Annotated in this window: 19 protein-coding genes; 11 read left to right on the forward strand and 8 right to left on the reverse strand. The window is 38.9% G+C overall.

Translation table 11 applies throughout. The features are described from left to right. Positions 1-60 precede the first annotated feature (60 nt). Entirely contained in the window at positions 61-1,398 is a 1,338-nt protein-coding gene (locus HOD97_01790) for a hypothetical protein (protein MBT4280342.1), read from the forward strand. A 249-nt stretch (positions 1,399-1,647) separates the two neighbouring features. On the opposite strand, the gene HOD97_01795 is transcribed toward HOD97_01790, so the two are convergent. Genes HOD97_01795 through HOD97_01805 form a run of 3 tightly spaced genes read right to left on the reverse strand, consistent with a single transcriptional unit; the run spans position 1,648 to position 4,610 of the window. Further along, positions 1,648-2,625 carry a KpsF/GutQ family sugar-phosphate isomerase gene (locus HOD97_01795; protein ID MBT4280343.1) on the reverse strand — a complete coding sequence of 326 codons (978 nt, stop codon included), beginning with the start codon at positions 2,623-2,625 and terminating at the stop codon, positions 1,648-1,650. 53 nt (positions 2,626-2,678) lie between these two features. Then, the gene (locus HOD97_01800) at positions 2,679-3,392 is read right to left on the reverse strand and encodes a phosphatase PAP2 family protein (protein MBT4280344.1); all 714 of its coding nucleotides are present in this window, start codon (positions 3,390-3,392) and stop codon (positions 2,679-2,681) included. Continuing rightward, positions 3,393-4,610: a hypothetical protein gene (locus tag HOD97_01805; GenBank protein ID MBT4280345.1), complete on the reverse strand. Its 1,218-nt coding sequence runs from the start codon at positions 4,608-4,610 to the stop codon at positions 3,393-3,395. A 114-nt stretch (positions 4,611-4,724) separates the two neighbouring features. Here HOD97_01805 and HOD97_01810 point away from each other — a divergent pair, with 114 nt between their 5' ends. Continuing rightward, a complete protein-coding gene (locus tag HOD97_01810; GenBank protein MBT4280346.1) occupies positions 4,725-7,064 on the forward strand; it encodes a glucosamine-6-phosphate isomerase in 2,340 nt (779 codons plus the stop codon). Here the strand turns inward: HOD97_01810 and HOD97_01815 are convergent. The 3 genes from HOD97_01815 to HOD97_01825 all read right to left on the reverse strand — a co-directional run bounded on the left by HOD97_01815 (position 7,061) and on the right by HOD97_01825 (position 11,746). Then, positions 7,061-7,912, reverse strand: a complete 852-nt coding sequence (locus tag HOD97_01815; GenBank protein ID MBT4280347.1) for a DUF1460 domain-containing protein — start codon at positions 7,910-7,912, stop codon at positions 7,061-7,063. The two genes, HOD97_01810 and HOD97_01815, sit on opposite strands and share 4 nt — an antisense overlap. Further along, the gene (locus HOD97_01820) at positions 7,909-10,797 is read right to left on the reverse strand and encodes a serine hydrolase (GenBank protein ID MBT4280348.1); all 2,889 of its coding nucleotides are present in this window, start codon (positions 10,795-10,797) and stop codon (positions 7,909-7,911) included. The genes HOD97_01815 and HOD97_01820 overlap by 4 nt, the downstream gene beginning before the upstream one ends. A 127-nt stretch (positions 10,798-10,924) precedes the next feature. After that, entirely contained in the window at positions 10,925-11,746 is an 822-nt protein-coding gene (locus HOD97_01825; protein ID MBT4280349.1) for an esterase family protein, read from the reverse strand. A 77-nt stretch (positions 11,747-11,823) separates the two neighbouring features. Here HOD97_01825 and HOD97_01830 point away from each other — a divergent pair, with 77 nt between their 5' ends. The 9 genes from HOD97_01830 to HOD97_01870 all read left to right on the forward strand — a co-directional run bounded on the left by HOD97_01830 (position 11,824) and on the right by HOD97_01870 (position 21,831). Then, positions 11,824-13,350 (forward strand): glycosyltransferase, encoded by a 1,527-nt coding sequence (locus HOD97_01830; GenBank protein ID MBT4280350.1) that lies wholly within the window; start codon positions 11,824-11,826, stop codon positions 13,348-13,350. Beyond that, positions 13,347-14,519 carry a hypothetical protein gene (locus HOD97_01835; protein ID MBT4280351.1) on the forward strand — a complete coding sequence of 391 codons (1,173 nt, stop codon included), beginning with the start codon at positions 13,347-13,349 and terminating at the stop codon, positions 14,517-14,519. Before HOD97_01830 ends, HOD97_01835 begins: the two co-directional genes overlap by 4 nt. A gap of 30 nt (positions 14,520-14,549) precedes the next feature. Further along, the gene (locus HOD97_01840; protein MBT4280352.1) at positions 14,550-15,776 is read left to right on the forward strand and encodes a SpoIID/LytB domain-containing protein; all 1,227 of its coding nucleotides are present in this window, start codon (positions 14,550-14,552) and stop codon (positions 15,774-15,776) included. A 7-nt stretch (positions 15,777-15,783) separates the two neighbouring features. Continuing rightward, positions 15,784-17,601 carry a Na+:solute symporter gene (locus HOD97_01845; GenBank protein ID MBT4280353.1) on the forward strand — a complete coding sequence of 606 codons (1,818 nt, stop codon included), beginning with the start codon at positions 15,784-15,786 and terminating at the stop codon, positions 17,599-17,601. Continuing rightward, positions 17,598-18,710, forward strand: coding sequence for a DUF5009 domain-containing protein (locus tag HOD97_01850; GenBank protein MBT4280354.1), 1,113 nt, complete (start codon positions 17,598-17,600; stop codon positions 18,708-18,710). Before HOD97_01845 ends, HOD97_01850 begins: the two co-directional genes overlap by 4 nt. Next, positions 18,707-19,459 (forward strand): SDR family NAD(P)-dependent oxidoreductase, encoded by a 753-nt coding sequence (locus tag HOD97_01855; GenBank protein ID MBT4280355.1) that lies wholly within the window; start codon positions 18,707-18,709, stop codon positions 19,457-19,459. Before HOD97_01850 ends, HOD97_01855 begins: the two co-directional genes overlap by 4 nt. 20 nt (positions 19,460-19,479) lie before the next feature. After that, entirely contained in the window at positions 19,480-19,995 is a 516-nt protein-coding gene (locus HOD97_01860) for a hypothetical protein (protein ID MBT4280356.1), read from the forward strand. A gap of 9 nt (positions 19,996-20,004) precedes the next feature. Next, positions 20,005-21,177 carry a T9SS type A sorting domain-containing protein gene (locus HOD97_01865; GenBank protein MBT4280357.1) on the forward strand — a complete coding sequence of 391 codons (1,173 nt, stop codon included), beginning with the start codon at positions 20,005-20,007 and terminating at the stop codon, positions 21,175-21,177. A gap of 84 nt (positions 21,178-21,261) precedes the next feature. Beyond that, a complete protein-coding gene (locus HOD97_01870) occupies positions 21,262-21,831 on the forward strand; it encodes a biotin transporter BioY (GenBank protein ID MBT4280358.1) in 570 nt (189 codons plus the stop codon). 58 nt (positions 21,832-21,889) lie between these two features. Here HOD97_01870 and HOD97_01875 read toward each other — a convergent pair whose 3' ends face one another. Next, positions 21,890-22,174 carry a 4a-hydroxytetrahydrobiopterin dehydratase gene (locus HOD97_01875; protein MBT4280359.1) on the reverse strand — a complete coding sequence of 95 codons (285 nt, stop codon included), beginning with the start codon at positions 22,172-22,174 and terminating at the stop codon, positions 21,890-21,892. Further along, positions 22,171-23,568, reverse strand: a complete 1,398-nt coding sequence (locus tag HOD97_01880) for an MATE family efflux transporter (GenBank protein ID MBT4280360.1) — start codon at positions 23,566-23,568, stop codon at positions 22,171-22,173. The genes HOD97_01875 and HOD97_01880 overlap by 4 nt, the downstream gene beginning before the upstream one ends. Between the last annotated feature and the right edge of the window lie 52 nt (positions 23,569-23,620).

Here is a 23,620-nt window from a genome sequence, read left to right on the forward strand (position 1 = left end):
TGTTTTCCATTTAGCTAAACTTGTATTTTGGAATATAAATAAACAATAGAAAGGCATATTATGAAACCAATTAAAATCATTTCAGCCTTGATGCTGACATCACTTTTATTCTGGTCGTGTGAGGAACTCCTTCAGGATGAAGAGTCCATCACGAGCAACCCTGATGAACTTGTCGGCACATGGGACAGAGACAGTATGGTAGTTTCCATGGAAGCAACAGTGAGTTCGGATCAGGTACTGTATCACTTTTTTGAAGAAGGTACGGGGGCGCTTACTATAACCGGCGATCATGCAGCCTCGCTCACTTATCTTTGGCCATTAGCATATTTGAATTCCTTTGATGATTCAGGAGAATGTATAGACGCCAACGGTGATTATATTGACGCTGTTGATGAAACTGATTGTATGAATATGGGCGGAACGTGGGTTGATGGATCACAGGACGAGCCAACTTTTATATCGTCTAATATTGATATGATTTCTATGTTGAAATCGATTATTGAAGGGAGCTCAACAGAGCAAATAATTACTATATTCGGTATTAGTAACGATGTTGACGGCTCTGGAAATGATACAGAACATGCATTTGTTGAGGTGCTCACAATTCCGATATGGTCTTCATTAGACGACCTTGATACTTTCGACCCTGACTCATTTAGAGTAGCTGAATATGTGAATGATGAACCGACCTACACGTACGACTCTTCGAATTTTTCAGCAACTGTCTCCGCCATGACTTTGTACAAGGTTACAGAAACAGATTCAACGTGGTCCGTGGATTCCACAACAACAGTTTCTGTAAGTGGAACACTCGCCCTGACCAACCTCACTATTCCGGCAAACACTCCGACAGAGACTGCATTCATTTTTGATCCATCGGAATTTGAAGAAAATGAAGGCGGACCTACACAGCTTACCATTAATGCTGATGGTACGTTTAACGGAATTGATCAGTGGACAGAAGAAGATTCATTAGGAAATGAAACAACCACAATTGATACCTTCAGCGGCAATTGGACAGCAGACAGTATAAACATAACTATCATTGAGGATGGGATGGATGACGAAGGAAATGCCTATATTGATACATTTTCAATGCGATATTATGTTGTCGGAAACAATGCAACTTTTATCATTGAAGAAAGCCCCTGCGGGGACGATGCCAAGGATGATGAAGGGAATCCCATCAGCGAAGATGAATGTTTGGATGAGATGGAAAATGCAATTCTGTTTGATGACGGCAGCCTGACAGCTATGACCATGAAAATGCGCTTATATTTTCATCGTTCCAGTAGTTCTCGCCCCTTCATTCCGATGTTTGTCCAGGAAAATAAAAGTCAAAAGATTAATTATAATCGCTTGGCTATCCAATCATGGAAAAAGCTGATTTCTCGATGATGAGGTAATTCGAACAATGGATTAAAAAACGCCCCGACCTTTTTGGCTGGGGCGTTTTAGTTTAAGCTAAAATTGAGCTCACTAAAATTGAAACTAATATGCTTTAAGATTAGATGAATGCGCCCTTTTTAAAGAACAATTTATATTAACCTCACTATCATTATCCCCTATGACAGGGAAAAGAAAACTGAGCAATTACAATAATGCACTTTATATGCGATAGTGCGGGCAGCAAAGGGTCTGTTAGGTTTACGGAAGTGTCGTCTGGTAAATATCGTGAATTCGGAGCAAACCTGTACAAAGTCCGTTTTCGTTCATCACCGGTAAAACAGAAATTTGCGACGTTCTGTCTTCCATGAGACTGACTGCATCACTAAGTGGTAACGTATCCAAAACGGACACCGGATTCTTTGTCATCACTTCTTCAGCAGAAAGTTGATCAATGTCGCCATTTTCAGCGAGGCATCGCCTGAGGTCGCCTTCGGTCACGATTCCAGAAAGGGATTGATTTTCATTCAGAACAAGAGCCGCGCCTTGCGGTTTTTCTGTCATTTGGATAACGACATTCCTCAATTTTTCATCAGAATTTACAACAGCACAATCTTCCAACGGCTGCATGATATCCTGAATATGTAATCTTAATTTTTTTCCAAGGTCACCACCCGGATGATATCGAGCGAAATCGTCGTGCTTAAAACCGTTTGCGCTCATCAAAACCGCAGCCAGCGCATCGCCAACCGCTAACGTAAGTGTTGTGCTGGATGTTGGAACAATTCCGAGCGGATCGGCTTCTCTGCTTACAGAAGCATCCAATACAATATCTACTTTTTCTGCAAGCCTAGAATTTGAATTTCCAATGATTCCTATTAATGGTGATTGGAATTCCCTCAATATGGGAACAAGCCTCAGAATTTCATCTGTACTACCGCTTTTGGATATAAGGATAGTTGGATCGCCAGGATGGTAAATCCCAAGATCGCCATGAAGCGCTTCTGCAGCATGTAAAAATACTGCTTGGGTTCCGGTGCTGCAAAATGTGGCAACTATTTTCTGAGCAATGAGTCCAGATTTCCCAAGACCACACACAACTACTTTCCCGTCGTGATTCTGAATTAAATCTGCCGCTTTTACAACATCGGAAGGAATCCGGGCAGAAGCTTTAATTAATTCTTCAGCTTCGACTGTAAATATTTGCTTGGCAACGTTGGCTAAATCTGTTTTATTCATATGTTTTTCTCATGATTTGATTCACATCTACAAGAAAATAAACCCAATTTAACTTAAAACCGAACCGACATTTTTATCTTTCCGTCCAAAGTTGGCTGAAAGGATGCTGCGATTGTCTCTTTTTTATAAACCATTCCGAATCCCCGTCCAATGACGGTTCCAAGCCCGGCGCCAAACATCACATCGCTTAGATAATGTTTATTATCTTGAATTCTGCTCAAGCCAACAACGAAAGCCATTGTGTAAGCAGCCACACCAATTTTGAATCCGAATAATTCCTGCGAAACCGCAGCAATCGTGAAGCTGTGGGATGTATGTCCCGATGGAAAAGAACGGCTATTTGATAGATTTGGTCTTTCACGCGCGACGCCATATTTCAATCCGTATGTTAAAACAGTTGACGTCGCCATTGAGGTAAATGCATATTTAAATTTTCTATGAAGATCTAATTTTGAGTTATCGGATAAAAAATGCTCAGCAATAATGCCTCCGGTAAGAATTCCGATAGACCAACCATCCATAACGAAATCATCTGCAAAATTTGCCGTGGACTCAGACATGAGCCCTTGGCGTTGGGCGTAGGATTGAAGGTTTGTATCATATTGGTAAGCAATCACAGCACCGAGAATAGTTGAACCAATGATAATTTTATTAGATTTACCACTATATGATTCATGAATTCCTGCTTTTATATAGTCGGGAATTTTTTGATCCTTTGGAAACAAAATATTTATTCCCAAGATTAAAAGGATTAGCGATCGACGCATTTAAGAGAATATGGTTCGTTCTTCTGCTGTAGAATCAAAAACGGTTTGCATCATAACTTTATCATCTGCTGTCATTTGCACACCCCTTCTATCCATGACTTTTTCTGCAACATGAATAGCCTTATCCAATCGATATTCCGTATAATTTGTGTCCGGTCCTCCCCAAGTAAACGATGGAATATGATTTGGGTGAAACCCGTTCCCAAACATATTACAGGATGATCCCACAGTTGTGCCCGTGTTGAGCATCGTGTTAATTCCAGTTTTCGAATGGTCTCCCATGATAAGCCCAACATGCATCATTCCGGTGTCAACCATTTTACCATCGCAAATCATGCTTACATTTCCGTAATCATTTTTCAAATCACTCGTGTTTGTATTGGCTCCAAGATTCACCCAAGAACCCAAATAAGAATGGCCCAAAAAACCATCGTGTTGTTTATTGGAATAAGAATGAATGATGGATTCTTCAACCTCACCGCCGACTTTGCATTTTTCTCCAACAGATGTTCCTGAAAGTATTCTTGCACCAGCTTTTACAATCGTGTTCTTTCCGATAAACACCGGACCTTCAATAAATGTATTCGGCATTATAATGGCATTCTCATCCACAAAGACAGATCCATTTTTAGCATTGATTACAACACCGGGTTGAACATCGGCTCCAGCAGATATATGAATATTGTCTGAATGAATGAAATGCGCTTCAGCAGAAATGTTTCCAATTAAAGAAGGATTTCCTTGCGTAAGAATTTTGAAATCTGATTCAATTTGGACCCCATTCATGGCAATTAATTCCCAGATGTAATTGACCAACAATGCATCGTATTTTACTGAATCGGAAGAATCAAAATTATTAAGATCGAAGGAATCTGCATTCTTTCGAGCCGCCACAACATCACCATTACAGCTAAGAATCTGCCCGGAAGCTAAACTATGGATTTCTTTCCGGATTGCATTATCTATCACGAGTCGACCGTTAATGAAAAGCGTTTCCTCATCTGAATTCGTTGTATTTACAGATGATTCAGGATTGGATGCCTGAACGGATGCCGCAATTGTTTTCCGGACTAAATAGGAAACTTTCGCATCCGGGAAGGCGGATGTTATTTTTTCCCGAATTAATAGCGATCCCGCCCGTAAATCAAATACGGGTCGGAAATTCACCATCGGGCTTAAGGTTTTTACAGCCTCGTCTTCAAATATGCATATATTCATGATAATTTAATCCGTAGTCTTCCAATCTAATTTTATAGTTGGTTAATAAAAATAGAAAACCCACCATTAGTTAGCATTAGATTTATTCCATAATTGTATTCAAAAATTACAAAAATCGTGCATAATATACCCCTATCCTTAACAGAAGCAGCATTTTCCAAAAAACAAGGATTCAAATCTCAAGCTACTAAGATTCCTTATATTTTGGTAGATAGTTTTCCGGAACTTGGCTTACTGACTGCTCTGCGATTTTTAGAATGGGTTTCAGAAAATCCTAAGGGCATCATCAGTCTTCCCACCGGAAAAACGCCGGAATATTTTATAAAGTGGACACATCATTTATTAACAAACTGGAATGATAAAAAATTGACTTCAATGAGAAATAATTATGGATTAAATCTGAAAGAAAAACCTGATCTATCTTGTCTAACCTTCGTTCAAATTGATGAGTTTTATCCAATAAATCCAAAACAGCATAATAGTTTCAACCATTATATAAAAAAATATTATCTAAATGGTATGGGAATACCGGAGGAAAAAGCTGTGTTAATTAATTGTGACCAAATTTCACTTTTTAAGAACAAACCTTGGTCTGAGGTTTTTCCGGATGGGTTGGTGGATCTTTCGTTACGGTATAAAGACCCTAAATCCAATACAGAAAAAGAACAGCAACGTTCCATTTTTTTAATTGACCAATGGTGTTCAGAGTATGAAAACAAAATTAATAATCTCGGCGGAATTGGATTCTTCCTCGGAGGAATTGGTCCGGATGGTCATATCGCTTTTAATGTCAGAGGGTCAGATCATAATTCTACCACTCGGCTTATGGAAACCAATTTTGAAACTCAAGCTGCTGCAGCCACAGACTTGGGTGGAATTGAAATCAGTAAAAATAGGTTGGTTATTACCATCGGCCTCGGAACAATTACGACAAATAAAAATGCTGTTGCAATTATTACAGCAGCCGGGGAAGCAAAGGCTACAATTGTAAAGAAATCCCTCGAAAATGCTCCCGATGTAATTTATCCGGCAAGCGTTTTGCAAACCTTAAAAAATAGCAGATTTTATTTAACCAAAGGTGCGGGAAAACATTTAAAGGATGTAGAAAATATATACTGGAAAAATGCAGAGTGGAGCGAATCAAAAAAACAACGTGCCTTGCTTCAATTGGCGCACTCGTCGAATACATTTGGAAAAAAATTAACTGTTACCGATCTTAAAAATGATCCAATTTGCAAACATATTCCAAATCTAAATAAAACATCTGTGGAAGAAATTATTGCAAACATTGATGCCAAAATTCAAAAAGGGATAAAGGACGAAGAAAATCAAGTCTTTTATCATACGGGTCCACATCATGATGATATTATGCTAGGGATGATGCCACACATCATTCATCTCATGCGGTCATCCACCAATTCACATCATTTCGCCAATATGACTTCCGGGTTTACTTCCGTAACAAATGGCTTCATTACCGAAATTTTAAAAAATGCAATCCAATTATTATCAATTGGAAAAATACAAATGGTAGAATTTGCAGATTTTTTCTCTGATGGTTTTAAACGTAAATGGGACAAGGATGTTTTCCATTATCTTGATAAAATAGCTCAGAATAGACCGAAAGGACAAATACGAGGAATGGTTCATAGGGTGATCCGTTGTGTCGTAAAAATTTATAAAATCAAAAATAAAATTGAATTAAAGAACCAAATATTATTAATCATAAATGAACTAAGTAAATGCTATGATGGTGAAAATAATTCTCTAGAAATCCAAAAATTGAAAGGGATGGTTAGAGAATATGAAGAAGAACTAGTTTGGGCAAATTATGGTGTTAGGGTACAGGATATTCATCATTTAAGATTAGGATTTTACACTGGTGAAATTTTTACCGAATCGCCGGAACAGTCTCGAGATGTAGTACCAATTTTGGATCAACTAAAGGAAATAAATCCAACCGTAATATCTTTAGCATTTGATCCCGAAGGCAGTGGGCCGGATACTCATTACAAAGTCCTTCAGTCAATTGCAGACGCAGTTCGTCAATGGAAAAATGAGAAAGATCTTTCCCAATTGCGAATTTGGGGATATCGAAATGTATGGTACCGATTCTCTTTGGATGAAGCAGATTTAATAGTACCTGTCACTTTGAATTCATTAGCCATTTTAAATTCAACGTTTATGAATTGTTATCTTAGTCAAAAAAATGCATCTTTCCCAAGTTATGAATTAAATGGTCCGTTTTGCGATCTGACTCAAAAAATCTGGGTTGAACAACATCAAGATTTACAACTTTTACTGGGACGGGATTATTGGTATCAAAATAATAATCCTCAGCTTAGAGCAGTGCATGGCGCTATTTACTTAAAAGAAATGAACGTGGAAGAATTTCTAGCCTCAGCACGGAAATTAGAGGAATCTATTGAAAGGCCTACTCTGAATTTAAACTAGTTATTCTTACCTAATGGCTCAAACCTATAGATGAATAGACCATCAAATAATGGGCCTGACTCCCGAAAATAATAATCCATAAAATCGACATTTACTGTTTGACCATATTCTGAAGACGCATGGTTTAGATTCTTATTATTAATTAAAATTCCTTCGTGAGCAATGACAATCCCTGACTTGAAATAGTCTTTTTTCACAAAAGCTATTCCACATACATCTGGTAGTTTTGATAACAGCTTTTTATTGATATTATTATTGGGGATATAGAGCAACGTTGATTCCTTTTTCCAATCTAAGTCAAGAAATTCACTTCCATCCAATTTTTGATTCAATACAATATCTATTATTTCAAGTTCGCCTTGACTCAATAGTTCGGTAGTAATATCAACCGTTGACGGGTGGAATGAAATTCTGTCCGACGTATAATGCCAACGCGTTTTATAAGTTGGAGTACCGTCCTTGTAATGGATAGCAATCATTTTCCGACGAGCTTCATTCCAAGATTTACTTTGTGTGAAAGCAAGACTCGTGAGTACATGAACTGTACAATCTGAAACATCCAACCGTATGATGGGATCCAAATCGGGTTCTGCTTCCTCGCCTAGTTTAAAAATATCATAAGGTGTCCCAACTCGCCATATTGCAAAGGCTTTAAGACGATCATAAAAATCCGGGAATCGCTTATAAAACTCAGGTAAAATCTTTGATACTTCTTTGTTTGATAATGTCCATGGTTTTGGAAGTGAATTCACCCAATCATAATTATTAGAACAGGCAAACACTACCATTAGGAACAAAAGTAGAAAAATTGACTTTTTAATTCTTCCGTTTTCTTTCTTCCTTATCATTCCCATCTTTTCCTCTTTAGCAAATTTGGATTTAGTTTGTTCAAACCTACTGCCTCGTAAGCAGCGGAATTAATTCTTTGCTGCCATTCATAATACTTCGGTTTTTTCCAAGAGCGATGAGGATGTACAGCATTTGTAAGCAGAACGACAATCATTTTATTTTCCGGATCAATCCACAGTGACGTTCCCGTGAATCCGGTGTGACCAAAACTTGAGTCGCTTAAGAATACGCCTCCGCTGGATGAATCCGAAGGGCTGTCCCAACCCAAACATCTGGAACTTCCCGGAAAAATATCTGCTTTCTTTGTAAAATTTTTGATTGTTTCTTCTTTAAAAACTCTTTTCCAGCCAAATAGTCCACCATTCAGAAGTGTTTGTGATAAAATCGCTAATTCACGAGCAGTCGAGAATATTCCAGCATGTCCACTCACTCCACCAAAATAGCGAGCATTTTCATCATGCACAACACCATGCAATGGATTTCCGTTTGCATCTAATTCCGTTGGAAGAGTTCGGTGCATTTTGATTTCAGGAAGATTAAAACCCGTTTCTGATAATCCAATGGGGTCAAACACTTCTTCTTTTAAATATATATCCAAAGATTTTCCTGATACTTTTTCTACAATATTTCCTAAAATCATAAATCCAATATCAGAATATTTATAGTCCGTTCCGGGGTTAAAAATTAATTCTGTTTTCAACACATCGTCCCAATTTGCATCTGTTTTATAAAAAAGTTCGAAAGGCGGTAAACCTGAAGTATGAGATAATAAGTGCCTAATTGTGATTTCTGATTTTTTATCCCCTTTAAAATTGGATTCATATTTCATTACGGCATCAATCAATTGAATTTTTCCATTATCAAATAAATGCATGATAGCCATGGTAGTACCTACAACTTTTGTCAATGAAGCCAAATCAAAAATATCCGATGGTTGGACTCGTTTTTTCTTATCGTATGTATGAAACCCAAACCCTTCGTGAAAAAAAATAGTTCCATTTTTTGCTGCCAACATAACAGCACCCGGCCAAGCTGAATCTGCGACTGCTGCATTCATCAAAATTTGCAGGTCCGAAACATCTGCATTTATTTCATATGGCATCGAACGCTTCAGTAATTTCCCAGGTTTACCAGAACTACCCACGGGTTTTTGTTTCAACACTTCTGTTTGAATACCAAAACCCAATTCTGCTACTTCCGGAATCGAGATCGGCAAAGTGCCGGTAAAAGCGATTCGTCCCAAAATTGCTTTGGCAGCAGCTTTTTGCAAGATGGAATTTCCTTTGTAAGCACATACATAAACAGGTAGATCCTGAAAATCTTGGATGAGATAAGGATTTCCAAAGCTGATTATTACCAGCTTATCTGTTTTTTTGGCAAGACTTTTCACGAAATCAGCTTCATGGACCGGAAGTCCAATTCTGTCCTTCCATGCTTTTGGACTGGCAAAAACATTTACAACAATAGTTGTATTTGGTTCGATCTGATTCAAAACAGATGCGTGATAATCCGAACTATCGGATTCATCTATTTGAAATGGGATGATTTTTTTTCCAGATTTCAATAGAAGCTGGGTCATTAAACTTTTTGAATGATTATTTGGCGAATCATATAAATCGATAACTATCCAATTTTCATCAGACGTAACATCCAACGGAAGAACGCCACCTTCATTTTTTACCAAAGTCAATGATTTCTCGGCGATCAACGATGCGGTTTTTTTATTGGATGCTAACCCAAGAGTTCGTTGGACATATTCCAGATTAATTAAGCGGTTTCGATTCAACCCAATTTTTTCTTTCATAGTAAGCATTTTGAGTGCGGATTTAGTTATTCGCGATTCCATAATTGTTCCATTAAGAACGGCTGCTTCTACAACATCAATAGCATTTTTTACACTTTGCGCCTGAATGATAAAATCGCATCCGGCATTGATAGTTTTAATTAGTGCAAAATCATCCGAATAATTTTTTGTAATACCGCCCATGCTCATCGCATCTGTTACCACAACACCATCAAATCCTAATTCGCCTTTTAATACATCTGTAACCCAATATTTGGAAAGAGTTGCCGGCAATTCAGCATTGGGTTGATAATCCGGCGAGGTAACATGCGCAACCATGACTGCATCGACACCTTTGGAAATTGCATGGCGGAAAGGTTCAATTTCCATAGACCAAATTCGTGCAGAGTCACTCGGAATTTGAGCTAAATTTGAATGTGAATCCGTTTCGGTATCTCCGTGCCCCGGGAAATGTTTGGCAGTTGCCAACATGCCGAAATCCTGCAAACCGCGAATGTATTCCTCCGAGAACCTGTTAACGATTTCAGGCGTTTCGCCAAAAGATCGCGTATTGATAATCGGATTTGCAGGATTATTATTTACATCTATTACCGGAGAGAAATTCCAATGAATCCCTACAGCGCGAGCCTCAGTCGCAGATATTCTGGCGACTTCGTACGCAAATTTTGGATTGCCTGTAGCCGCAATAGCCATTAGCGGTGGCAAATCAGTTCCGGCTTTAAATCTTTGGTTTAACCCATATTCAATGTCGGCATCTACCAAAATAGGGATTTTCGACAATTTTTGGATTTCATTCAGAATAGTTAAAGACGAACCGGCATCTCCATACCAAATATGAATACCACCAACACCATCCGTTCCTATAATTGATTTCAATTCTTTCCACTTCGAATTTTCATTATTCATAAATTTCATATTCATTCGAACAAGCATCATTTGACCGATTTTTTCGCGTAAAGTGAGTTTCTTTATTGTTTGCTCTGCCCATGTTCCTCGGTACATAATACCTCCCGGACCGGTACAACCTGACAGGATGAAAATGAGAACAACGTTAAGAATGAATGAATTTGTTTTTTTCATGAAGGGTTGAATTTAAAATAACAATTCTTCTATCTTGATGATTTCTTTGGTCTGAATCTTATCCACAGATTTTATGCTTACCAAAGAAGTGTAGATTTAGACCATGGTTTAAAAAAATTGAAAAAAGCTAATGATCCATAAAAACCTGATTAAAAAATATCAAATGGTCATCCAAAATATTCACCCAGTAATCCCAAGAATGGCCACCCGGTTTTTCAGAATAATTATGTGGAATATTTAATTTCAACAATTGTTTATGTAACAATCGGTTACTTTCAATAAACGCATCATCAACACCACAATCAATGATTAACTGAGTTTTTGTTTCTTTGAATTTTATCACATTAGAGTTGATTGAATACTGTACCCATCGATCCGGGAAATTATCAAAAGACCCGATTTTCTCACCCAATTCATTTTTCTTTGTAGTGAATTTTAAATCAACCACACCGCTCATACTCCCTGCAGATCCAAAATTATTCGAGAACTCCAAGGCAAGATATAAAGCACCATGTCCGCCCATACTCAATCCAGTAATCGCCCGGTGTTCCCGCCTGGGAATCGTTCGGTAGTTTAGATCAATATATTGAACCAGCTCCTTCCCGACAAAGGTCCTGTATTGGCTGTTGGCATCCATTGGACTATCCAAATACCAGCTATTATAACCACCTTCAGGGCAAATAAGGATCATTTTATGCCTGTCAGCATAGTTCCCTAGATCGGTGTGTTCTGACCAATTATTATAATTACCGCTATAACCATGAAGCAAAAACACAACAGGAAATCGGAGAGCAGAATCTTTATATTCATCCGGGAGGATAATTAAACATGGAAGGTCTTTGTCCATGGACTCGCTGTAAATGGATACGGTATTTTGAACTGCTCCGAATAGCAACCGAATACAAATAATAGCACCAATAATGGTAAATGATTGTTTATTTACTTTCATGATGAAAAAAGTTACATGAACTATGAAATAATTTGCATTAGTTTTAGAACTCTAATAAAATCATTAAATTATTAACTATGAATATTTTCTTCACGATACCTAGCCCAAAGACTCAATCCATTTCAGATGTCCGGGATACGGTCAATTCTGTTCTTAACCAATCAACAGAACCTAATCAGATATTCGCTGTGGGAGAGCCCTTTGACGGCGTTGATTCTTCTATTCAATTTTTATCAATTCAAAACACAAATGCTGCAGCTGTTTTGAATCAAGCAATTAACCAATCTGATGAACCATTCTTTTTACTGATTAATAACCTAAGCGCACCGGTCTATTTGAATACGTCAACTATTGATATTTGCAACCTAACCATGATACGTAATCCAAATGCTGCTATGATTTATTCCGATTATGATTTAGACAATAATGGTGAAATTCAAGAAATTCACTTGCTTCATCACCACGAAGGGCGCATCAGGGATAATCAAGATTACGGACTAGTGTTTTGTGTCCGAAAATCAGCTTTTCAACAATGTGGTGGATTTGATGAATCGCTAAAACATCAAACAATGTATGATTTACGTGTAAAATTATCAGAACATGGGGATTTGATACGTATTGCCAACCGTTACAGCGGAAGTCTTTACACAGTTAAAGCACAAAAAAAATCGGCAAATGTGTTTGATTATCTTATGGAAAGCAAAGATAGCCAATTGGAATCAGAAAAAATTTGCACAAATCATTTAAAGCGTATTGACGCTTATCTTTCTCCTAATGACTTTTATGAACCAAGACCCAAACCAAAGCATGATCCATCATTGAAAGCAACCATCATTATTCCTGTCAATGAACGCCCGGAATTCATTGGGTCAGCATTAGAAAGCTGTTTTCAGCAAACTGTACAGAATATTGAAATAATTGTCGTGGTGAACGGTGGAGAAAGCGATACCACTATTCCGGAAGTAAAACGATATATGTCTGACGGTGATAAATATAATGAGGACTTTCCACAAGTTCGATTGCTTGTATTGGATATTAACAATATCGGGTATTGCCTTAATTCAGGCGTGAAGGTAGCGCGCGGAGAATTCTATGTTCAATTGGATTCGGACGATCGATTGAAACCCAAAGCTGTGGAAAAATTATTGAAAATTTTCGACTCCGACCCGAAAATTGGTTTAGTGATTGGCAGTTACGATGTTTGGGAATTACAAAAAGATGGTACTCTGAAACGTAAAGAAGACATCCCCACGGTGACACATGACGAATGGACAGATGACAACGGGCGGAATAATTTACTTCGTATTGGTGGTGCCGGTGCGCCAAGATGTATGTCCATTCAAGTCATAAAAGATGTGGGATATTTCGGAATGAACGATGATCCGTACAGTCGTAATTATGCCGAAGATTATGAATTGGTCATGCGCATTAGCGAAAAATATAAAATGGGTCGAATTTATGACGCCATTTATGATGTGGTCCGTCACCCCGGAGGAACGGATCATTCGATTGATGAAATAACCGTTAATCGGAACGATAATGCAAAAGATTATATGCGTTTAAAAGCCATACACAGGCGGCAAACCCTGAATCAATCAACATGATGAACAATCCAGCAATTATCGGAATTGACGGAGGGGCCACAAAAGTCAGCGCCTCGCGGATTAAACAATCTTCCGCCGGTTTTACGCTGGGACGAGATCAATCACAAAAAATATATTCTGATTTTCCGGGTTTCGATCCCGGTTTTACACCGGTGAATATTGATTCCCAACTCAAAGAAATGTATTCCGGCATAATATTAACCGATGCGGAACAGATTCAAGAAAAGGCGATTATCGGTACATTCGTTGAAACAATTTCAGAAATTAACATTGGGGAACAAATTATTATCGGTATCGGAATGCCCGGGTTGAAAACAGTGGACGTTCGTGGGATCGCTGCCATGGCCAATGGTCCCAGAATGCCCCATTTTTGCGACAATTTAGAACAAATACTTTCTCAAAAAGGACTACAATTAGCAAAGCCCATTCACCATTTGGGCAGTGATGCTGATTACTGCGGTTTGGGCGAAGAGTTTGCCGCGGATGGTTTATTCAAAGCTGTTACCAATGGATACTATCTTGGCGGGGGAACAGGCACTGCGGATGCATTAAAACTTAAGGGCAAACTGGTGCCGTTCGACGACACAAAAGCATGGCTTCTTAAATCGTGGGAAATGATGAACCAAGACCAAATTGAAATGGAACAGTTTGCATCTACCGGCGGGATTCAATCCATTTACAGTACCTATTCCGGCATTTCAATTGAATCGCTCAATGCCGATGGCATTAATGCTGACGTTATTTTGAAGCGTGCTATTCAAAAGGAAGAGCCAGCCTTGAAAACGTTTGCCGATGTCAGCTTCAATTTGGCGGATTTGTTATTCGAACGCATAGAAACCATTTATTCCGGGTGGGAAGGTCGTTATGGTTTCGTTGATCCGAATCGAGGGACGCCATCATCTAAACATCCATATTTAGGGATAATTTTGGATCGCATTATTATCGGCCAGCGCTTGGGGGCTTTGCTTGAATCTTCCAAAGGGTACGGTATTTTATGGGAACCATTGATTCATCAATTGAGAAACCTGATCAAAAAATCCGATCGGCTTCACACAGATGCAAAAGCAGTTTATTTAGACAACCTTCAAATAAATCCCGAGCTGGTTAAAATTTCAACACTTAGGAAAGCGCCAATTATCGGTGCCGGGATAGATGCCGCTCAAACCTAGTCAATTGGCCAAAAAGTTCACTGAGGTAAAATGAACAGTTCCTCAAATAATTTTCCACAATCTGAAACATTGTTTCGAATCGGCATCATTCTCCCAATTGATAAACAAAAAGAAATTGAATTATCATTTTCTGATCCTAATTGCTACATAATCGAATCAGAAAATAAACATTTCCTTTTTAGTGAGACTCCCGGTTCATTCGTGTCTTCAATAAAGGACGGGAATTTTACAATAAAAAAAACATCCTCTGATTTTGAGGAGCATGGCATTACTGTACATCATGTCCCCGCTGGACGTGGGTTCCATTGGAAAAAATTAATAAATGTTACACTTCCGGGGAATATAGAAATCAGGAAATCGGGCGATTCACTCATTGTCATTAATATTATTTCTTTGGAACAATATCTTGCCTGTGTCGCAGTGTCTGAAATGAATGCTAAATGCCCTTCTTCCTTTTTGGAAGCACAAATGATAACAGCACGTTCTTGGGTGCTGGCGAACCGAGGGAAGAAACATCCAAAACTTACGATTGATGTGTGTAATGATGACTGCTGTCAGCGGTATCAGGGAATAGCGGGACTGTCTGAACATGCAAAATCGGCATCTCATAAATCGGCTGGAAAAATACTTACTGTTGGAGACAGTATTTGTGATGCTCGATATTCCAAATCATGTGGAGGAATTTCAGAAATTGGGAGCAATGTTTGGCCCAATGAACCCATTTTGGAATATCTTGAATCTGTTGTAGATGGTTCACCATCTTATTGCGGTCCGGACTTTATTCCGGAATTCAAATTACAGAGATACCTCGGAAATGTGGATGAAAATCATTCCTATTTCAAATGGGATTATGAAATCTCACAGGAAGAACTAATTGCGCAAGTGAATGAATTATACAGGTTGAATATTTCTGCTGTCATTGGCTTGGAAAAAGAACGCCGAGGACCATCAGGAAGAATTCTTTCTTGCAGTCTTGTATGCTTAGATTCTAACAACAAGCAACAGCACCACATCCTTGAAACTGAATATGAAATCCGTCAAACTCTATCCCCAACATTTCTTTACAGCTCTGCTTTCAAAATGAAACCAAATCGAATTTCAAATGGGGTTCCCGGTTCATTTTCATTAAAAGGAAAAGGTTGGGGGCACGGCGCAGGGATGTGCCAGATCGGCGCGCTAGGGATGACTCTTTCGGGAAAATCTTCTGATGAAATTTTGAAACATTATTTTCCAAGAGCCAAGTTGAAAACACTCTAAAATTATTATGGCATTACACACAATAGATTGGATCATCATTTGCGGATACATTCTTTTTTCCCTTGGAGTCGGCGTATATTTCTCAAGGCGAGCGGGGAAAAGCACAGAAGAATATTTTCTATCCGGAAGGTCTCTCCCATGGTGGATTGTCGGAACGTCCATGGTGGCAACCACATTTGCCGCTGATACTCCCTTAGCAATTACCGAATTTGTCCGCGGACAAGGTATTTGGCAAAATTGGTTTTGGTGGAATCTCTTACTTTCAGGATTATTAGGTGCGCTACTATTTTCGCGCCTTTGGCGCAGAGCTGAAGTCTTAACAGACAACGAATTGTTGGAAGTTCGTTATAGCGGAAAACCGGCAGCTATTTTACGGGCATTCAAAGCAGGGTATTTTAGCATTCTTTACAATTTCATTGTAATGGGCTGGGTGATTAACGCCATGGCTTCCGTCACTGCGGTTATGCTAAATATTGACAGATGGACAGCAGTTTGGGCGTGTGTTATCATTGCTTTGATTTACGCATTGCTCTCCGGTTTTTGGGGCGTGGTGATGACGGATTTAGTCCAATTCGTCATAGCAATGGCAGGTTCAATTATCCTTGCAATCATCGCCGTAAATGCAGTTGGAGGAATGGATTTACTTTTAGAAAAACTGCAAGCATTAACAAGTTCGGGAGTTGTTCATGAGAATACATTAAAATTTATTCCTCCTATTCCGAATGCTGATATTTCCTCTCTTACCTTTTGGGAATCTCCTTTCTCAAAATTTCTCATTTTCATCACCATAATGTGGTGGTCGCATCACGGAACAGATGGTGGTGGATATATCATTCAGCGGATGTCGTCTGCAAAAAATGAAAAACACGCTTTGGCAGCAACCCTCTGGTTCAATATCGCTCATTATGCACTCCGCGTTTGGCCTTGGATTGCCGTTGCGCTGGTTAGTATGGTTGTTTTTCCGATTATCCCGGAATCTTATTCTGAATTGGGAACGAAGGCAGGTTATCCTCTCATTATGAATGAATTTTTGGGCGCCGGACTCAAAGGTCTTTTGGTTGTTTCATTTCTTGCGGCATTTATGTCAACAATTGATACTCACCTGAATTGGGGAGCTTCTTATTTGGTACATGATATTTATAAACGATTTATCAAAAAAGATGCCAATCAGCAGCATTATGTTTTGGTGAGCAGAATTATTACTGTAATACTTATGATTTGCTCAGCATTTGTTGCTATCAACATGCAAAGTATTAGCAAGGCTTGGGAGTTCATTTTTTCTATGGGTGCTGGAATTGGTCTTGTACTCATTTTAAGATGGTTTTGGTGGCGCATTAATGCCTGGACGGAAATTTCTGCTCTTCTTACCTCCATAATTATAACCATTGTCCTAGAAATTATTGCCTGGAACCAAACCATTTCTGCGGGATTGGAGTACACACTTTTTGATAAATCACCCATTCTGTTCGGCGTAACTATTCAAGTTCATCATAAATTAATGATTATTGTTCCGGTGGCTGTCATAGTCTGGATTATTGTCACATTCATAACCAAACCTGAATCCGAAAAAACATTAACGACTTTTTACCAAAAAGTTCAGCCGGGTGGATGGTGGGGGTCTTATGCCAAAGGGGCCACACTGCAACCAGTAACTCAAGGGTTTTTCTTTAATTGGATCGCCGGCATTGGGTTAATCTATGGATTGAATTTTGCTATCGGAAATTGGATGTTTGGGAATACAGGATATGCTATAAGTTTATTCTTCATCTCAGGAATTGGTTTCTGGTGGCTCTGGAATAATTTATTAGGAAAAATAGACTCTTGAATTCATCTCAAAGAATTCTCGCCTTAGATGTCTTCCGCGGCATGACCATTTCGCTCATGATCCTCGTAAATAATCCTGGAACATGGGCTCACGTTTATGCGCCGTTTCGTCATGCAAAATGGCACGGTTGTACACTTACTGATCTCGTTTTTCCATTCTTCCTATTTATCGCGGGGACCGCAATGCGTTTTTCTTTGGGAAAGGTAAAATTTTGCCGGTGTAAAGATGTATACGTCAAGATTTTTTGGAGAGCCGTTACCATTTTTGCATTTGGAATTTTATTGAATGCGTTTCCTTTCATACGACAGGATTGGGATTGGTCTCATTTTCGGATAATGGGAGTGTTGCAACGTATCGGAATTGCCTATGGAATTGGTGCTTTCCTTGTCCTTCGATTCTCGTTTAAGCAGCTGTGGGGAGTCATTTTTTCTACCTTGGTTGGATATTGGATTATTCTATGGGGATTCGGAGGTCCTGCGCCATTTTCACTTGAAAATAATATGGTTAGAATGATTGACTTAACAATTTTGGGTGAATCTCATTTATGGACTGGAACCAGAATTCCATTCGATCCGGAAGGATTGTTTAGTACGCTTCCGGCAATCGCAACCCTGTTGATGGGATATATGGCAGGTGTCATGATTCATACCGCTGTTGACATGAATGAAAATGTAAAAAAAATGTTCATTTCTGGTGGAATTCAGATTGTTGCCGGACTTGTTTGGAGTCTGGCGTTTCCGTTAAATAAATCACTTTGGACCAGTTCCTATGTTTTATTCACAGCCGGCCTTGCATCCATTATTCTTGCCGGTCTTATTTGGTGCATTGATCTAAAAGGAATAAAAAAAATCTTTTGGCCATTTGTAGTGTATGGAACCAATTCAATTTTTCTGTTCGTTGGTTCAGGTCTTTGGACTAAAACCATTCTTAAAGTCAAGTTTAGTCTTGATGAACAATCTATTTCAGGATATTCCTATTTATACAAAACCATTTTCCAGCCATTGGCAGGTGATTTGAACGGCTCTATCCTGTTTGCCCTTTTCCATGTGATAATGTGGTGGCTGATTTTGCTGTGGCTTTATAGACAAAAGATATTCATTAAAATTTGAATTCATCTTCACAAAAAGTTTTCATTACCGGCGCCAGCAGTGGAATTGGTGAATCGCTTGCTTATTATTATGCAAAACTGGGCGCCACGGTTGGCATTGCTGCCCGCAGAAAAGATCGGCTAATTGCAGTAGGAACAAAAATCAAGGATCTTGGCGGAACGCCAATCGTCTTACAATTGGATGTTTCCGAACAAGATTCCTGCAAACAAGTGATCGATCGATTTCTAAATGAAGCCGGTAGCGTTGATATTGTAATCGCAAATGCCGGCGTGGGCGGATCCGATAAACTTTCATCCGGTGATGCATCTGCAATAAACAAAATTTTATCCGTGAATATCTTGGGCGTTACCAATACAATCATTCCCTTCATCCCAACGCTAAAAGAACAGAAATCAGGGCGGATATGCATTATCAGTTCAATAGCCGGCACTCGCGGAATGGTTGGCCACGGTGGATATTCCGGGTCAAAAGCAGCTGTGCGGGTTTTGGGCGATAGTTGGGATTACAGTCTTCGCCTCCACAATATATCAACTACAGTTGTTTTCCCTGGCTGGATTGCCACCGAAATGACGGAAGATCACTCATTCAAAATGTTTTTCCTGATGGATTCCAATACAGCCGCCTGTAAAATTTCCAACGCGATAGCCAAAGGTAAACGTAGATATACTCTTCCTTGGCAATGGAACATTATTGTCCCACTTTTTCGGATGTTGCCGAGATGGGTATTGGAGTTACTTTCTACTAAATGATTAATTTTCTACCCCAAGTAATGCTTTCTGCGGCATTCATATTGCTACTGCCGCTGTTGGCAATGCAGATTACAGACGAAGTAAACTGGGACGTTGCTGATTTCGCAATCGCCTGGATTCTATTAGTCAGCACGGGTTTCACGTATAAGTTGGCAACGATTAAAGTAGGCAATACCGTGTACAGATTAGCTGTAGGTCTTGCGCTCACCGGCGCATTCATTCTCTTCTGGGTTAACGGTGCCGTTGGCAACATCGGGAGTGAAAATAACGACACCAATCTGATGTATGGCGGCGTGCTCGCCGTTGGAATCATCGGGACCATTATCGTGCGATTGAATCCACGGGGAATGTCACGGACGATGTTCGCAATGGCCGTCGCACAAACGTTGGTCACCATAATTGCTTTGATCGCTGGGATGCATCAGGGTCCTGAAATCTCCATGGTCGAGATCTTGATCTTGAATGGATTCTTTGTCGCGCTATTTGCGGGATCGGCTTGGCTGTTTCGCCATGCCGCACACAAATCGAACCCATAAGAAGCAGCAATGAAATTTAATTATTTATTTGTTATCCTAATCGCTATTACAACGTCAATGTCTCAAAGTTTAAGCGATCTGTCATTTGGAACGGATGATACTTTTGAAGTGATGACCTGGAATATAGAATGGTTCCCAAAAAATGGACAAACTACTGTTGATTCCGTGTCTGCAATAATACAGTCCTTAGATATTGATTTGTATGCATTTCAGGAAATAACAGACACAACTTTGTTTAAACAAATGATTTACGATATTGATGATTATGAATACTATTTTCAGTCAAGTTGGTTTGGCGGCTTGGCATTTGTTTATAAAACGAGTGTGATTGAAATTGACAGCATGTATGAAATTTATACAGAAGAGCCCTATTGGCGTCCATTTCCCCGCTCGCCTATGGTGATGGATATGAATTATCAGGATCAGAAATATTATATTATTAATAATCATTTCAAATGTTGCGGTAATGGTACTATGGATCTCTCTGATTCCTGGGATGAAGAAACACGGCGGTTTGACGCTAGTAATCTTCTAAAGGATTATATTGATGTGAATTTGCCTGATGAAAATGTTATTGTATTAGGTGATCTCAACGATATTTTAACGGATGCATCGGCACAAAATGTGTTTCAAACCATTCTTGATGATGACGGGAATTATCTTTTTGCCGATATTGATATTGCAAATGGTCCAAGTTCGGGATGGTCTTATCCAAGTTGGCCTTCTCATATTGATCATATCTTTATCACAAATGAACTATTTGATGGTTTTGGAAATACCAGTTCCCTTATACAAACGATAGCAATCGATGAAAACATGGCAGGCGGATTCGATGCATACGATGAAAATTTTTCGGATCATCGTCCGGTTGCGCTAAAACTAGGACATGATTTGGCCATAAATGACGCTGTAGTAATTTCACAAAAATATTATGTAATGAATTATCCCAATCCTTTTAATCCTACTACGACGATTTCTTATGAAGTATTTGAACCCGGATTCATAAACATTTCGATTTACAATTTGAATGGCCAGTTAGTTAAGATTTTAGTAAATGATAGAAAAACCAAAGGATTACAGTCATCTATTTGGAATGCAAGAAATGTTAGTTCGGGTTTGTATTTTTACACCTTAACTTATGGGAATAAAACAGTTACAAAGAAAATGTTGTTGCTTAAATAATGACCATTTAAGAGAGGTTGGTTACCGGGTGATCTCTGAGTTTATTTGTAAGCCAATCACAAAATAATTCAATAAATTAAGATTATGAAAATAACTACAATACCAATGAAACAAACGGGGATCATTTCGTTCGACACGCCAATAGCGCGTATTATTGCTGTGTTGTTGGGATCCCTTATCATTGCCGCACTTGCGCAGATTTCCATTCCGGTTCCGTTTGGTCCCGTTCCCATAACAGGGCAGACAATTGGCGTTATTTTGGTTGGAGGTTTGCTTGGATCTAAGCGCGGTGCATTCGCGGTGATGGCGTATTTGGCTGAGGGTGCATCCGGACTTCCGGTCTTCGCTGAATTTAAAGCCGGCGCTCACGTTTTAGTAGGACCGACTGCTGGATATTTATGGGCGTTTATTCCCGCTGCATTTTTAACAGGTTACTTTGCAGAAAAGGGATTTACGCTAAAACCGATCCCTAGTTTTCTAACCTGTTTTAGTTCTACAACCTTCATTCTTTTTTCAGGGACAGCTTTCCTTACCTTATTCAATTTCGGATTTAACGAAGCCTTGGTGATAGGCTTCTATCCTTTTCTAGTCGGCGATATTGTAAAGTCAATTGTTTGTGCAGCAATGCTGACGGGCGTTAGAAAAGTCAGTTAACGAAACTTAAATATCAAAATGTAGAGGGTTCACCGGAAACCCTTTTTTTGTCGTTCATCTATTCCTTCTTAAGTAATTCGGCAATCTCTGCCATGCCAAAACACGCCGAAGTTACTCCACCTTGATCATGCGATGTAAATGCGAGGTCAATCCTGCACCAGCCTACAACCATATCCGGATGATGATTGGTTTCTTCTGCCTTTTCTGCTAACCGATTAATGAAGTCTATGCTTTCCATGTAGAACTTAAATGTGAATGTTTTCTTGATGGCATTATCTTTGAATTCCCAGCCATATAAACTAGATAGTTTTTCCTGAATTTCGATATCAGTTAACCGACTCATCGAATATCCTTATAAATACGATTTAATGCATTCAATTCTACTCTAACCCAACTCACAGCAATTGTAAATGCAACAGCTGTAGAAATCATCATTGCATACCAGATCCAAACGACAGGTTTATCTAATACAAACTTGAAATAGGTTGCCAATGCCGCACTCACAACCAGTACACGAATAGTGGTAATGACCAAAACTGGAATTCCTTTCCCCAGCCCTTGCATGATTCGTCCGGAAGAAATGGCAATAGCTACAAACGGATACATGAGACACATTAATCTCAAATAGCCAACAGCAACATCAATAATTTCTTGATCTTTAGTAAACATGGAAGAAAATATTTCTGCAAAATAATAAACAAATATGGATGAAACGATGGTAATAATAAAAACCCGTGAAATTCCATATTTTACAATTTGATTTAAAGCGTCAATTCTACTCGCACCATAAAACATTCCAACGAGTGTAGTTAATCCGCCTGCGATAGCAAATATGGGCAATAAAATAAGCATGTCCAACCGCCCAGCGACCTGATATGCTGCAACTGTTTGAGGTGAATAATGGATGAGGATTTTATTAAAGACTCCCTGTCCAACTGCCATTATTATCATGGACATGGATGCAGGCAATCCCACCTTTACAATATCCCATAGAATCACTTTTGAAGGTGAAAAATCTTTTAACCGAAATGTGATATAAGCATGTTTTTTAACAAAAAGCATAAAAATAAAAATAACAAAAACAACGCATTGTGAAATGATCGTTGCCATGGCAGCGCCTTTCACGCCTAAACCTAAACCAAATCCACCGTAATTATTTAAATCAAAAATGAAAATTGGATCTAAAATGATATTCAATATTGTTCCCAGTCCTGCAACCAGCATAGGAAATTTCATATCACCTTCCCCGGCTAAAATAGATCTAAAAAATCCGGAAAAAATCATGAAAGGTAATCCAAGAATTATGATATGAAGATAATCCCACGCTAAAGATAAAATTTCATTTTCCGCACCGAGGATGATTAAAACTTTATGTCCAAAAAGTAAACCTGAAATAGTAAAAATTGTAGCAATCACAGCCGCCATTGCCAAAGCATGTTCTGCGCTATTGTCTGCATTCCTTTTATTATTTTTCCCAATAAATCTTGCAATAGAAGCGGTTACACCGGAGCCCAATCCCATGGTGAGTCCGAGAACTAGAAAAAATACCGGCATATTAAAGGCAACGCCTGCAATAGCATTTCCACCTAATCTCCCAATAAACATCATATCAACAATGTTATAGAGCGTATGGATTCCCATACCAAGCATAATGGGAATGGCCAATGTCCAAAGTGCTTTTTGTGGATTATCTAGAAAAAGTGTGAGGCGTGAATTGCGGTCATTTAGTTCGGACATAAGCTGTTAATTTACGATCACCAATCACCTGTAATAAAGTAATGATTAGGTT

The sequence above is a fragment of the Candidatus Neomarinimicrobiota bacterium genome (genome assembly GCA_018651745.1).
Taxonomy (GTDB): domain Bacteria; phylum Fidelibacterota; class Marinisomatia; order Marinisomatales; family TCS55; genus JAAZYX01.